Origin of the sequence: Methylomonas methanica, from assembly GCF_001644035.1 — a bacterium.
Taxonomy (GTDB): domain Bacteria; phylum Pseudomonadota; class Gammaproteobacteria; order Methylococcales; family Methylomonadaceae; genus Methylomonas; species Methylomonas methanica_A.
The window spans coordinates 62,707-75,841 of sequence record NZ_LUUG01000071.1 but is presented as its reverse complement, the minus strand read 5'-3'; the positions used below and the strand labels follow the sequence as shown (position 1 = coordinate 75,841).

The window sequence follows — 13,135 nt, the reverse complement described above, 5'->3', positions numbered from 1 at the left end:
TCGTCACAAGGTTAAATTTCTTAATTTAATCGACAGGGCCGATATCCGTAGGTATAGGTTTAAAGCCAATCTGATATATAGGGGAATTGGCACAGGAAATACTAATCGAATTGCCTGTTATGGTTAAACAGGGATTGGCAAACAGGCTGTTCTTTTCAATTCCTTGGCTTAGCCAGTCTTCCCAGAGGCTCCCTCCTTTCTCTGCGCCGGTATCCAAAATATTGTAATCTACTCTAATGTCGCCGTTTTCTCGCCACACCAGATTATTACTTATGTTATTTGTTTGCTTAGGCATCCAATAACGTATGGATTGACCGTTAGAAGCGGTAGAGATTATGATGTTCTGCCGTATGGTATTGCCTTCTGGCCACTTGTCATTGTGCATAGGCAATCTCAGCTCAGGGTATTTAGCTTGCCAGACGGTATCGCTAATTGGCATGGACGTCAAAGATTGTCTATTTATAGACCAATTATAATGTTGGCTGCGATAATCGGTTAGAATTGAGTATTTGTTGGTTTTAATAATGTTATTTTCAATACGGTTATCACGTCCGCCACCTATCTGAATGCTCATCTGGCCGGCATTTTCTAAAATATTGCCATATACAGTGAAGCCGCTGACTCCATCGTCCAGATAAATGCCACGCGCTCCATCTTTTACATATTGAATAATATTTTTTGATATATTGAAAGTGGCGTTATATAACTGATAGCCAGAGAAATCATGAATGCTATTATAACGAATGATGTTTCCTCGATATGTCCAATCTCTACCTGAATAGATTGCACCGCAATCGCTGGATTGCTGGCATATCTTAGAAATATCATTTTTTTCAATCAGATGGTCGTTTCCATTGAGAATAATTGCGTTACCATTGCCATTTTGTATTAGATTATGAGAAACGGTAGAAGCCGTGCCTCTAATGGATACGGCGGGAGAATTGTTGAATAATATAGAATCATAGTTTAGTATGATATTATTGCTGATAATATTGCCAGAAGGCTCCAAAGTTGGTCTGTCCCCACCTAGCATTAAAATGCCACCTTGGCCTGTATCATGAATATTGCTGTTATGAATCGTGACATTAGTGCATGTTAGACAGCGTATTGCCTGGCCTGCTACATTGTTTATATCAAGGTTATCCAGTATCAATGTGCTGGACCTATTTATATTGATAGCATTGCTGGTGCTGTGCTGGAAAGTTAAGTTACTTAATCTAATATCACTAAGGTCTTTGACTCTCAAAAGGTTAGTTGAAGATGAAATAACAATGTTGTTTGGTTTTGTTCCAATCGGAGCTATGAGTAAAATTTGGTTATTGGTTTTATCGAAAAACCATTCTTCGGGAGCATCCAATGCTGTTTCGACATTCTGCAAGTAAAAACGTCGGCCACTTGCCAAATTATCATGAGTTTCGCTAGATAAAATAATTTTGTTGTTGCTCTGATCGATATTCAATATACCGATGTACTCGTCGAAAGTGTCATTGCCTGCATAGGTATGAATTTGGGCGTTACTTAAGTCGCCAGAAAGTGGTGGGATTTTTTCAACTACGCTGAATTGAGTTTTGAGATTTAGAGGCAATTTGATATGTGCCCAATCGTAATCGGGCCAACGAGCTAGGTGCATTCTATGCCCGTCTATAAAGAGCTCAAAGGCTGGGGCATTACCAGAAATACGTTCATTGACTTCACCTTTTATATTGGTGGCGATCTCGGCGCTTAGAGGACAGCTTAGAATTTGGTGTGGATTAGTGCCGCTAATTGGTTGGCAGTTTTTAAGAACGATACCTCCAGAAATGATGCTGGCACCTTTTTCCCCGGCCCATATAATTTCCTTGCCCGGTTCACCGGCGTCTTTGTCATCAAAGTCCAGCGAAGATTGGAGTTGGTAAGTTCCCTTGCCGACATAGACCGTAATCGCTTCATTAAATTTACCAGCTGCTTTTAATTGCCGAATAGCGTTGCGAGCGCGAGTTAGGGTTTTGAAAGGGCCGGTTTTGGTCCAGAAATTGACGCTGGGGGACAGGCCATTCAGCTTGTCGCTGCCCGAGGGTGATACGTAGAAATCCTTTGCCGCCGCTGCCGAGCAGAACGTTGCAAAGGTTAGGGTAATGACAAGTTTAATAAACATAATTTTCTCCTTTTATTAACTCATGCTCCAATAGCCTGACAGACCACGGAATACAGTCAGCTAATTCAGTTAATATTTGAGGGGTAGTGTTCCGGTCCTTGGTTACGAAGATACTTTGGAATTGTTTCAGAATTGGGTCAACTGCGGGCTAGTCCATTCAGTCTGCATCGCCAACACGGAATCAATACTAGCAGCTCTTTTCAATAACGAAATACGTAACCTCACGAATACCGCTTTTTCAACCGCAGTCAGGGTGTAATAAATTTTGACGAGCCAAATTGGTGCGCTGGGCTAGCATCTGAACTAAAGCGCACCGTTCTGACATGCTGTTGAAAAGTGTTGGTAACAGCCTATCTCGATTGCATATCTCGATAATGGCTTTTTATGGGCCCATCCAAGCTTATATCGGCAGCCTCTAAAAATCCCTTTTCCTACGTAACCGCAGGGCATAAAGGAGAGGGTGAGGGATGATCATATTTCATATTTAGTTCCCTCATCCCAACCTTCTCCCGGAGGGAGAAGGAGATTTTTTAATTTTTAAAGGTTCCCTATAGCTATGTGCCACCAATGAGTAAATTCGTCAGGTTTGGCGAGAGTGGTGTTGTTGATGCGTGCATCAAGCTAACTGTTCCAGCCTGGCCAAGTGTGTCGAATTATAAGCGGATGATATTGGAGGCTAGGTACAGCCTAAAACATAATGGCTTGATAACCAAGCCATTTTTTTATTTTAATTAAATCTTAATGGTGTGCCTAAGCCTGCTTCATGCGCTGTTCTGGACGATTTGTGATCATTCATAAATAGCTCGTAGGCACGCTACAGGCCTTGATTGGCAAAGCCGGGCGCTTGGTCGGTACCGACGAAGCGTCTGGAGTTACCGCCAAGAACTTTGTCGGCGCCGCTGAGCCTTTTGTGGGTACCGCCAGGTGTTTTGTCGGTGCCGATGAGTCTTCTATGGCTGCCGCCAATTGGTTTGTCGGTAACCATGAGCTAGTCGTGGGTGCGGACGCGACATTTAGCCGCGCCAGCAAAGGCTTGTAGAGCTTCTTAAAATGTATATAGAATTAATTAAGCCGTTAGGGTTTTGCCGTCTAATTCGGTTGGTTCTGCGGTGGAGTCTGCCGCGCCGATAACTGTGCGGTATTGTATTTTGGAAACCTCTATAAATCCTCTCTCCCTCCTGAAGAAGGCTTGGGTAAAGAATATAACTTATTGATTTTATTTGCCTCGTCCCAACCTACTCCTTTATGCCCTGCGGGTACGGAGGGAGAAGGGAGATTTTTTTGAGGTTCCCTCTAGTAACAATAAGGAGAATTCAAAATGGCTAAATCCGATTACTTTCCACATCCAGATAGCGATTTATTGATTTGGCATGATCGTTTTAAGGTCAATCTCGCCGCGCGTCAGGCTGAATTTGGTTTATCCGCCGAGGATATTGCCAGTGTCGATAGCGATAATCAGGAGTTACATACCAAGATTGGCGAAGTAAATGCCGCTTCAGCGGCAGCAAGGCATGCCACGGCGGCTAAAACTGCCAGTCGCAATAATATCGAAAGCCGAGTGAGAGCTTTAGTCAGGCGAATCAAGGCGCATCCGGCTTATTCCGATGCTTTGGGTAATTTGCTCGGTATCATCGGCTCGGAAGATACGACCAAGCTTTCCGAAGCCAAGCCGGTCTTGACCGGGGTAGATCAGACGGGTGGTGTGGTGGTGCTGAATTTTGTTAAATCTAAGAGCGACGGTATCAATATCTATTGTCAGCGCGAGGGTGAGTCGGAGTTTGTATTTTTGGCAAGGGATACGATACCGCCTTATGTCGATAACCGACCTTTACTGGTTGCCGGCAAGCCGGAATTGCGCCGCTATACAGCGGTTTATATCTTAAAAGACGCCGAGGTTGGTCAATATAGTGACGAGTTGGTGGTCAATTGCGCGCCTTGACCGCGTTGGTTTTTGGGTAGTTTGAACCATGGCAGCGTTCCTCAAACTTATAGACGGCTTTTAAAAGGCCCTCTCCTCGTGGGAGGAGAGGGTGGATACGGAGGGACTGTCGTTAAGCTTTAGTCTTGTTATTTCCCCTCTTTGAAAAAGAGGGGGCAGGGGAGATTTTCTGAATAAATCCCCCTCGATCCCCTTCATGCCCTGCGGGTACTTTTTCAAAGGGGGAAGCACCTTGACTTAACGGCATTGCCCGGGGGATAGGGAGTGAGCGTAGCAACCCTCTCGGCAACTACTCCCAGCGTTGCCCTGTTGATATCGCTTTGATTTAGTCGAATTGGACTGCTTTGAATTGACTCCGGGGGCAAATATAGCGATGCTAGGGTGACAAAGTTAAAAGCATCAATTTTCAATTAACCGCCCGATGGAGCACGGAATGCAGTCAATCAAGTCAGTAGATATTTTCGGAATACGCTTCCCTATTCTGGATTACGAACTTACGTTACAACTTTTTCAGGATTGGATAGCCACCGGCCAATCCCATCAGGTCTGTATTGCCAACGTGCATACCACCGTGGCCTGTCTAACCGATAGCGAGTTGCGCGATATTTCCAACAAAGCCTTATCTACCATGGATGGCCTGCCTTTGGTCTGGTATGCCAAGCTGGTGCATCAAGCGGAGATTAAGACGCGGGTTTGCGGTCCGGATTTGATGTTGAAATGCCTGGATCATGGTCAGCAACTGGGCTGGCGGCATTTTTTTCTGGGCGGTAAAGATGAGGTCTTGGCAGACTTGGTTACCAACATTCGCAAGCGCTATCCGCAAGCCGAGCTTGTGGGCTGGCATTCTCCGCCGTTTCGGCCTCTGTCCGACGAGGAAGATCAGCAATTGGTCGATTTGATTAACGCCGCCAAACCGGATTTTCTATGGGTCGGCTTAGGCGCGCCCAAGCAGGAGAAATGGATTGCGGCGCATCTGGATAGAGTGCATGTACCGGTGCAATTGGGCGTGGGTGCTGCTTTTGATTTTCACTCGGGACACATCAAGCGGGCACCGCTGTGGATGCAGAAAAGCGGTTTGGAATGGTGCTACAGAATGGCCAAGGATAGGCGCTTGATTAAGCGCTATTTTTCCACCAATCCGGTGTTTTTGATGCGTTTTGCCTGGGATTTTTGGCGGATTAGGTTGTTGAAGCGGTCGGCGGTTACTTCTTGAAAATGCTTTTTAGTATCGGCGAGAATGCTGTTGATTCCTTCTCCCTCAGCACCCGCAGGGTATAAAGGAGAAGGTTAGGATGAGGGGGAATCAAATAGGTGTTTCCTAATTGGATTCTCCTCACCCCAGCCCTCTCCATCAGGAGAGGGGGTAGATTAGCATTTACCACATCACCGATTAGAAATCGATTTTACATCCCTAGTCGTCACACCTTTATATAACTGGCGCGGACGGCCGATTTTCAATTCAGGATCGGAGATCATTTCGTCCCATTGGGCGATCCAGCCTACCGAGCGGGCCAGCGCGAAGATGGCGGTGAACATTTCGGTCGGGATGCCCAGCGCTCTTAAAACGATGCCGGAATAAAAATCAACGTTGGGGTAGAGTTTTTTCTCGACGAAGTAAGGATCTTCCAGGGCAATGCGCTCCAATTCCATCGCCAGTTTGAACAGGCGGTCGTCGTTCAGATTCAATTCGTCCAGCACTTCGTGGCAGGTTTGCCGCATCAGTTTAGCGCGCGGATCGTAGTTTTTATAAACCCGGTGACCAAACCCCATTAAACGGAACGGATCGTTTTTGTCCTTGGCTCTGGCGACATACTCACCAATTTTCGACACATCGCCGATTTCTTCCAGCATGTTCAACACCGCTTCATTGGCGCCGCCGTGTGCCGCGCCCCACAGGCAGGCGATACCGGCCGCTACGCAAGCATAAGGGTTGGCGCCGCTGGAGCCGGCCAGTCTTACGGTTGAAGTGGAAGCGTTTTGTTCGTGGTCGGCGTGCAGGATCAGGATTCTATCCAGCGCTCTAACCAAAACCGGGTTGGCCAGATAGTCTTCGCCGGCGTCGCCGTGCATCATGCGCATGAAGTTTTCCGCATAGCCCAACTTGCGTTTGGGGTAGATAAACGGCATGCCGATACTGTATTTGTAGCACATCGCCACCATGGTCGGCATTTTCGCGATCAGGCGAATGGCCGAGATATAACGGTCTTCCTTGCAGGTGATGTCCATTACTTCGTGATAGAACGCCGACAAGGCGCCGACTACACCCACCAATACCGCCATCGGATGCGCGTCGCGGCGGAATCCGCTGTAAAATTTAATCAGCTGTTCGTGTACCATGACATGCTGGCTGATAGTGGTGACGAAGCCTTTCATTTCCGAGCCGTTGGGCAGGTCGCCGTTCAGCAGTAGATAACAGACTTCCAGAAAATCGCATTTTTCCGCCAGTTGTTCGATGGGATAGCCCCGATACAACAGCACGCCGGCGTCACCGTCGATAAAGGTGATTTTTGAAGTGCAGCTGGCGGTGGAGGTAAAGCCGGGGTCGTAAGTAAAATGGCCGGTCTGCGCGTACAAGGAACGAATATCGATGACGGACGGGCCCATGGTGCCTGGCGTGACCGGTAATTCGATAACGCGGTCTTGGTCATCCTGTTTTAACGTCACTTTTTTATCAGTCATGTCAAATTCTCCGGAGAGCTAGCTGTTGAAAAGGGGATGGTTTGTATTCTATTGCAAATAGCGAATAAACACAGCTTTAGATCAGGATTGTTTACGAATTAATAAAAATAGAGATTGTTTGATGGGTTTCGCTTTGCTCTACCCATCCTACAAGTCTAATTTTATGTAATTCCGTAGGATGGGTAGAGCGCAGCGAAACCCATCGTTAACTTCTTAATAGGCTAACCATGACCGAATACCGACGTCATCGAGTCCAAGGTGGCACTTATTTCTTCACGGTAAATCTGGCTGATAGAAACCAAACACTTCTGACGGATCATATTGAAGTTTTGCGACAATCCTTGCGTACGGTTAAACAAAAACATCCGTTTACAATAGAAGCTATTGTCGTGTTGCCGGAACATCTGCATGCCATCTGGACTTTACCCGATGGTGACGATGATTTCAGTTTGCGTTGGCGACAGATCAAGTCCGTGTTTTCCAGGCATTTTGAAACAGGTGAAAAAATTTCCAACAGCCGTATGCTTAAAAATGAGCGAGGAATTTGGCAAAGACGATTTTGGGAGCACCGTATAAAAGACGATAACGACTTTGCCCGGCACGTGGATTACATTCATTTCAATCCGGTGAAACACGGTCATGTCGCAACCGTCGCGGGTTGGCCTTATTCGTCGTTTCATCAATTTGTATATCAAGGGATTTTGCCAATGGATTGGGGTGGAGTCGCAGGATTGGAAAGTGATTTGGAATTGGAATAGGTGTTTGATGATGGGTTTCGCTTTGCTCTACCCATCCTACAACTCTAATTTTATGTAATTCCGTAGGATGGGTAGAGCGCAGCGAAACCCATCGCCAACGTCAATAACCCGGCAAAAAATTAACGGTTTGAAATGGGAGGATATTATGGGACGCTTCGTTTTTGTGCTGCTGCTATTGGTTGGGCAGGCGTCGTTGCAGACAGCAAGGGCTTTGGACATGCAAGATGTTCCGGAACCGCTAAAGCCCTGGGTCAACTGGGTGTTGGCCGATGAAACCCAATACCGTTGCCCGTTTTTCTTCGACGATTTTCAACAAAAGCATTGCGCCTGGCCGGGCGCGCTGCACCTGAATTTACAAGCCAAGCACGGCAGCTTCGTTGCGGACTGGACCGTTTACCGCAAGGATTGGATTGTCTTGCCGGGCGACACCCAACATTGGCCGCAAGCCGTCTTAGTCAACAAACAAACCCAACCGGTCGTGGAAAAGGACGGCAAGCCGACTGTGCAATTGCCGGCCGGCCGTTACCAGATTAGCGGCGAATTTCTCTGGGAAAATTTACCGGAACAGCTAGCCCTGCCCGAGGCCAGCGGCCTGATTCAGCTCAGCGTCAACGATAAGCCGGTCGTTTATCCGCAAATCAAACAAGGTGCGTTGTGGCTGAATACCGAGAACGGCAATACTGCTGATCGGGAGCAGGATAGGCTGGACCTGCAAGTGTTCCGGCACGTGTTAGACGAGGTACCGTTGCAAATCATCACGCGTCTGGAATTGGAAGTATCCGGCAAAGCGCGGGAGATCGAGTTTCCCTATGCCTTGTTGCCTAATTTTATCCCGGTGGCACTGAATAGCCCGCTACCCGCTCGTTTGGACGGCAATGGGCGATTGTTGGTGCAAGTGCGGCCGGGGCGCTGGAGCATCGATATTCATGGCCGTCACCCGCAAGCTTTGACGCAACTGGATTTGACTATAAAAGATGAGAACTGGCCTGCCGACGAGTTATGGGCATTCCAGGCCGCGCCGGCCTTGCGTTTGGTGGAGATCGAGAATTTGACCGCGATAGACGGCAGTCAAACCAATCTGCCCGCCGAATGGCGGCATCTGCCTACCTATCAGATAAAGCAGGGCGAGAGCATGGCGTTTAAGGTAATCCGCCGAGGCGACCCGGAGCCCGAGCCGAATCAACTCAAGCTGAATCGCACGCTGTGGCTGGATTTCGAGGGCGGCGGCTACACCGTCAGCGATAACATTACCGGCAGCATGAGCCGCGACTGGCGTCTGAATGCATTGCCTGAACTGGGGCTGGGGCAGGTGCAACTGGACGGTCAGAGTCAATTGATTACCCAGGTGGCCGATGGCAGCCAGGGTGTCGAAGTCCGGCGCGGGGCTATCCGCCTCAATGCCGATAGCCGGATCGAAGCCGATTTGAATGTCCTCAACGCCAGCGGTTGGCAACAGCGTTTTCAACAGGTGCAGGCCGAACTCAATATCCCGCCCGGCTGGCGTTTGCTGGCGGTCAGCGGCGTGGATAATGTGCCGAATAGCTGGTTAAACCGCTGGACATTGCTGGACTTGTTTTTGGTCTTGATCGCGGCATTAGCGGTGGGGCGGCTCTGGTCGCCGCAATGGGGCGCATTTGCCCTGCTGAGTTTGGCGCTGATTTGGCATGAGACTGACGCGCCGCGCTTGATTTGGCTGAATGTGCTGGCGGTGTCGGCTCTGCTGCGGGTATTGCCGGCGGGTAGCTTTTGGCAATGGTTGAAATGGTATCGCAACGCCAGCTGGCTGGCGCTGCTGATGCTGACGATTCCGTTCATGATAGACCAGATTCGTATCGGTATTTACCCGCAACTGGAACTACCCGGACAACCCATTCAACGCCTGCATTCGGTGGTGAGTGCGGCAGCACCGATGGCGATGCAGGCCGAGCAGATGACGGATTCGGCGATGGAGCCGGAACTGAGCGAACTTGCCGAAACGAAGCGCGAGTATTTAGCTAAACCCAAGGCGTCCAGTTCTTACGGCGGCAGCGCGGCCAGTTTGCAACGTATCGATCCGGAAGCTAATCTGCAAACCGGCCCCGGTCTGCCTCATTGGGGATGGCACAACGTGCATTTAAGCTGGAATGGCGCGGTCGATAGCGGGCAGCAAATCCGGCTGTGGTATTTGTCGCCGTTTATGATGATGTTGCTGCACTTTGCCCAAGCTGCGCTGGTGGCGGTATTGGTTTTGAAAATGCTCGGTGCCATCGCCAGTGACTGGCGCTTGTCCTTGCCGAGTTTGACCTGTCTGTTGCTGTTGCCGCTGTTGATGTCGCCCAACGAAAAGGCCTATGCCGATTTGCCAGACGCGCCAATGTTGGAGCAACTGAAAACCCGCTTGCTGCAAGCGCCGCAATGTCTGCCCAACTGCGCGCAGATAGCCGACATGCAATTATCGGTTAAGCAGGAGTTGCTGCGCATCGAATTGCAATTGCATGCGCAGCAGGATCTGGCGGTACCGTTGCCGGCTCAGCTTGAGCAATGGTTTCCGGAACAGGTCAGCGTCGATGGCGGCGAGGCGCAAGCCTTGATCCGGCAGGATGACGGCAGCTTGTGGCTGGCGGTGACGCAGGGCGTACACAAGGTAACGATGCAGGGCCGCTATGCCGCGCAGGATAAATTTAGTCTGCCGTTGCCATTGCCGCCGCAACACACCAGCGTCTCAGCCGATGGTTGGCGGGTGGACGGTTGGTATGAAGACGGCAAGGTGGGTCCGCAACTGGAGTTCAGCCGATTGCAACCCGATAATGGGCCGAAAAATAAGCTGCAACAAACCGCTTTGCCGGCGTTTGTGCGGGTGGAAAGAACCTTGCATTTGGGTTTGGATTGGCGCGTGACCACCCGAGTCGAGCAATTGGCCGGCGCGCTGAGTCCGGTGTTGCTGGAGCTGCCGTTATTGCCGGGCGAAGCGGTCACCAGTCCGCAGGTACGAGTCAAGGACGGGAAAGTGTTAGTCAACATGGCGGCCGGCCAGGCGACGCTGGAATGGGAGTCGGCGCTGGCAAAAACCGGGCAACTGGCATTGCAGGCTGCCGATACATCGCAATGGCACGAGGTATGGCGCGCCGACGTCAGTCCGATTTGGCATTTGCAGGCCGACGGCATTGCGGTGGTGCATCATCAGGATGGGCAGGGCCAGTGGTTACCGGAATGGCGGCCTTGGCCGGGCGAGCGGGTCAATCTGACTATCAGCCGTCCGCAAGGGGTGGCAGGTGCCACTTTGACCATCGATAATAGCGAATTGACGGTCAAACCCGGACAGCGTAGCGAAACGGTGGAATTGAGCTTGAGCATTCGCAGTTCCAAAGGCGGACAACATCCCGTAAAACTACCGGAGCAGGCGGAATTGCAAAGCGTGACGATAGACGGGGTGAGTCAACCGATTCGTCAGCAAGGTGCGACGGTGAGCTTACCGATACATCCCGGTACTCAGCAAATTGTGTTGAATTGGCAGACAGCCAAAGAACCCGGTTTGCTGTTGCGTACGCCGCTGGTCGATCTCGGCGTTGCCAGCGTTAACAGCCGCATTCAATTGCTGATGCCGCAAGAGCGTTGGTTGCTGTGGACCTTCGGCCCAAAATTCGGGCCGGCCACTTTGATCTGGGGCTTATTGATAGTGCTGGCCTTATTGGCGGCGGGTTTGGGTAAGCTGAGTATTACGCCGTTAAAACATTGGCAGTGGTTTTTGCTGCTCATAGGCTTGAGCCAGTTGCATATTGCCGCAGCGTTTTTGGTGGTGGGCTGGTTGTTTGCGTTGGGTTTCCGCGCCGGCCATGCGCCGGAGCGGCCGCGCTGGTTCAATCTGGCGCAGATCGGCTTGGCCGGTTTGACCTTGCTGTCCTTGTTACTGATCGCGATTGCGGTCGAGCAAGGTTTGTTGGGTAGTCCGGATATGCAGATTGCCGGGAATCAATCTTCGGCGACCTTGCTGAATTGGTATCAGGATCGCAATGGTCCGCAGTTGGCCATTGCCACGGTAGTCAGCCTGCCTTTACTGGCCTACCGGATTTTAATGCTGGCTTGGTCTTTGTGGATGGCCGCAGCCTTGTTGAATTGGCTGCGCTGGGGGTGGAACTGTTTTGCCGGTGGCGGGCTTTGGAAAAAGTCGCCGGTCCAAGCTGTTGTGCCGAAATGATCGGGGGCTAATCGGATTATCCCTCGCCATCAATAGGCTGCTGTAAATGACAAACGTAGGTTGGGCAGAGCAAAGCGAAGCCCAACAGCATCAAACTGTTGGGCTTCATTGTATTCAGCCCAACCTACCTTTTACGACAGCCTCATCAAGAGAGGGGCTGAACTCAATAGCTCAGCGCCAACTCATGCTCATCCAGAACTAACCGGGTTTTGCCCTGGTTCATGTCAGTGTGAGTCGGCCGAGATTTTCCGGACAATAACTGAATCATTTCCGCCGGCAAGACATGTTCGGAGCCCATCGGACACTCTTCGCTGTCGATTTTATTGGCGATGCTGCCTCGCGAAAGCATTTCTCTAATTCGATTTAACACAACAAACTCCTCACATAAGGGCAAAAATCATCAGTCGAGTATAGAGTCGGCGCGTGACAAAAATATGACAAGGCATACTGTGTCGTCTGCCCGGAGACCCTTACCTGGAGGGTATTTCGGTGGTGGTCTCTTCGGTTTGTCGCTCGTCTTTTCTGCCCGTAAGGCCCGAACCAGCAGGGTAATATTCTTAATCCGATCATAATCTGCCCTTAATTCTGTTTTAAGCCAACCTCCCTAGAATTTCCCGCAACTGAATAATTTCCCAACAAGGAGTCGTATATGTTCAGAATGACAAAAATCATGTTGATCGGTTTGTTGTTTTCGTCAGTGGCTTTGGCCGACGACGATTGGGGCGAGCATCGCCATCATCGCCACCACCATCATGGTCACGGTTACGGCCGTGAGTACTATCCGGCTTACCCTGTGGAGCGCGTTTACGTGCCCGAGCGAGTAGTGGAATATGTGCCTATGCAACAGCACTATTACGCGCCACCGCCACCACCTCCTGTTAGATATGGCGGTTACGACCAGCGTTCTCCGCAGGGCCTGGTCGGCGGTTTGGTCGGTAGTGCGATGGGTTATGAAATGGGCCGGGGCGACCCATTGGCGGCCGGTATCGGTGCTGCGGCCGGTTCGTGGATTGGCAATGGGATGAACAGATAATGAAGAAGCTAACAGTCTGTTCACTAACTGCCGGTTGTCTGCTGTTATCGGCTTGCGCTTCGCAAACTGGTTGGACGCCAACCGTCGACACTTACAACAACCAAAACTCTTATCGCTTGAATCAGGATATGCATGAGTGCCAGCAATTGGCATCGCAAGCGTCGGGGGGCACCGCGAAGGAAACCGCGATAGGAGCCGGTGTTGGCGGCCTGATTGGCGCGGCCGGCGGCGCCGCTTTGGGAGCTGTGCTCGGCAGCCCTGGAAAAGGCGCGGCTATCGGTGCAGCTGCCGGCGGTATCGGCGGTGCATCCAAACAAGGTATTCAATCTGAAGACCGGTATAAAAACGCCTACAACAACTGCTTACGCCAACGCGGCCATCGGGTAGTCAACTGACCAACACGTCAGCAGAAACCCGT

10 protein-coding genes are annotated in these 13,135 nt (G+C 50.5%); 6 read left to right on the top strand and 4 right to left on the bottom strand.

Going from position 1 to position 13,135, the window contains the following annotated elements; genetic code table 11:
• Positions 1 to 25: 25 nt before the first annotated feature.
• Both A1332_RS11845 and A1332_RS25305 read right to left on the bottom strand, forming a co-directional pair.
• Entirely contained in the window at positions 26 to 2,134 is a 2,109-nt protein-coding gene (locus A1332_RS11845) for a right-handed parallel beta-helix repeat-containing protein (protein ID WP_064008693.1), read from the bottom strand.
• Between the two features lie 814 nt (positions 2,135 to 2,948).
• Positions 2,949 to 3,119, bottom strand: coding sequence for a hypothetical protein (locus A1332_RS25305; RefSeq protein ID WP_157204002.1), 171 nt, complete (start codon positions 3,117 to 3,119; stop codon positions 2,949 to 2,951).
• Positions 3,120 to 3,452: 333 nt separating this feature from the next.
• Between A1332_RS25305 and A1332_RS11840 the strand changes: the two genes are divergently transcribed.
• Positions 3,453 to 4,073, top strand: coding sequence for a hypothetical protein (locus tag A1332_RS11840; protein WP_064008692.1), 621 nt, complete (start codon positions 3,453 to 3,455; stop codon positions 4,071 to 4,073).
• Positions 4,074 to 4,506: 433 nt separating this feature from the next.
• Positions 4,507 to 5,286: a WecB/TagA/CpsF family glycosyltransferase gene (locus tag A1332_RS11835; protein ID WP_064008691.1), complete on the top strand. Its 780-nt coding sequence runs from the start codon at positions 4,507 to 4,509 to the stop codon at positions 5,284 to 5,286.
• Between the two features lie 170 nt (positions 5,287 to 5,456).
• On the opposite strand, the gene gltA is transcribed toward A1332_RS11835, so the two are convergent.
• On the bottom strand, positions 5,457 to 6,752 hold the full coding sequence (gltA, locus tag A1332_RS11830; RefSeq protein ID WP_064008690.1) for a citrate synthase: 1,296 nt from the start codon (positions 6,750 to 6,752) through the stop codon (positions 5,457 to 5,459).
• Between the two features lie 227 nt (positions 6,753 to 6,979).
• On the opposite strand from gltA, the gene A1332_RS11825 reads away from it, so the two are divergent.
• Positions 6,980 to 7,510 (top strand): REP-associated tyrosine transposase, encoded by a 531-nt coding sequence (locus A1332_RS11825; protein ID WP_064008689.1) that lies wholly within the window; start codon positions 6,980 to 6,982, stop codon positions 7,508 to 7,510.
• A 145-nt stretch (positions 7,511 to 7,655) separates the two neighbouring features.
• Positions 7,656 to 11,684 (top strand): hypothetical protein, encoded by a 4,029-nt coding sequence (locus tag A1332_RS11820; protein ID WP_064008688.1) that lies wholly within the window; start codon positions 7,656 to 7,658, stop codon positions 11,682 to 11,684.
• Between the two features lie 163 nt (positions 11,685 to 11,847).
• Here the strand turns inward: A1332_RS11820 and A1332_RS11815 are convergent, their stop codons facing one another.
• The gene (locus tag A1332_RS11815; protein WP_157204001.1) at positions 11,848 to 12,054 is read right to left on the bottom strand and encodes a hypothetical protein; all 207 of its coding nucleotides are present in this window, start codon (positions 12,052 to 12,054) and stop codon (positions 11,848 to 11,850) included.
• 279 nt (positions 12,055 to 12,333) lie between these two features.
• Here A1332_RS11815 and A1332_RS11810 point away from each other — a divergent pair, with 279 nt between their 5' ends.
• Positions 12,334 to 12,717 (top strand): hypothetical protein, encoded by a 384-nt coding sequence (locus tag A1332_RS11810; protein ID WP_064008686.1) that lies wholly within the window; start codon positions 12,334 to 12,336, stop codon positions 12,715 to 12,717.
• Entirely contained in the window at positions 12,717 to 13,112 is a 396-nt protein-coding gene (locus A1332_RS11805) for a glycine zipper family protein (RefSeq protein WP_064008685.1), read from the top strand. Before A1332_RS11810 ends, A1332_RS11805 begins: the two co-directional genes overlap by 1 nt.
• The last annotated feature ends 23 nt before the right edge of the window (positions 13,113 to 13,135 follow it).

Coding starts and splice junctions, on each gene's coding strand:
- A1332_RS11825 (WP_064008689.1), top strand. CDS start 6,980: ATGACCGAATACCGACGTCATCGAGTCCAAGGTGGCACTTATTTCTTC.
- A1332_RS11835 (WP_064008691.1), top strand. CDS start 4,507: ATGCAGTCAATCAAGTCAGTAGATATTTTCGGAATACGCTTCCCTATT.
- A1332_RS11810 (WP_064008686.1), top strand. CDS start 12,334: ATGTTCAGAATGACAAAAATCATGTTGATCGGTTTGTTGTTTTCGTCA.
- A1332_RS25305 (WP_157204002.1), bottom strand. CDS start 3,119: ATGGTTACCGACAAACCAATTGGCGGCAGCCATAGAAGACTCATCGGC.
- gltA (WP_064008690.1), bottom strand. CDS start 6,752: ATGACTGATAAAAAAGTGACGTTAAAACAGGATGACCAAGACCGCGTT.
- A1332_RS11805 (WP_064008685.1), top strand. CDS start 12,717: ATGAAGAAGCTAACAGTCTGTTCACTAACTGCCGGTTGTCTGCTGTTA.
- A1332_RS11845 (WP_064008693.1), bottom strand. CDS start 2,134: ATGTTTATTAAACTTGTCATTACCCTAACCTTTGCAACGTTCTGCTCG.
- A1332_RS11840 (WP_064008692.1), top strand. CDS start 3,453: ATGGCTAAATCCGATTACTTTCCACATCCAGATAGCGATTTATTGATT.
- A1332_RS11820 (WP_064008688.1), top strand. CDS start 7,656: ATGGGACGCTTCGTTTTTGTGCTGCTGCTATTGGTTGGGCAGGCGTCG.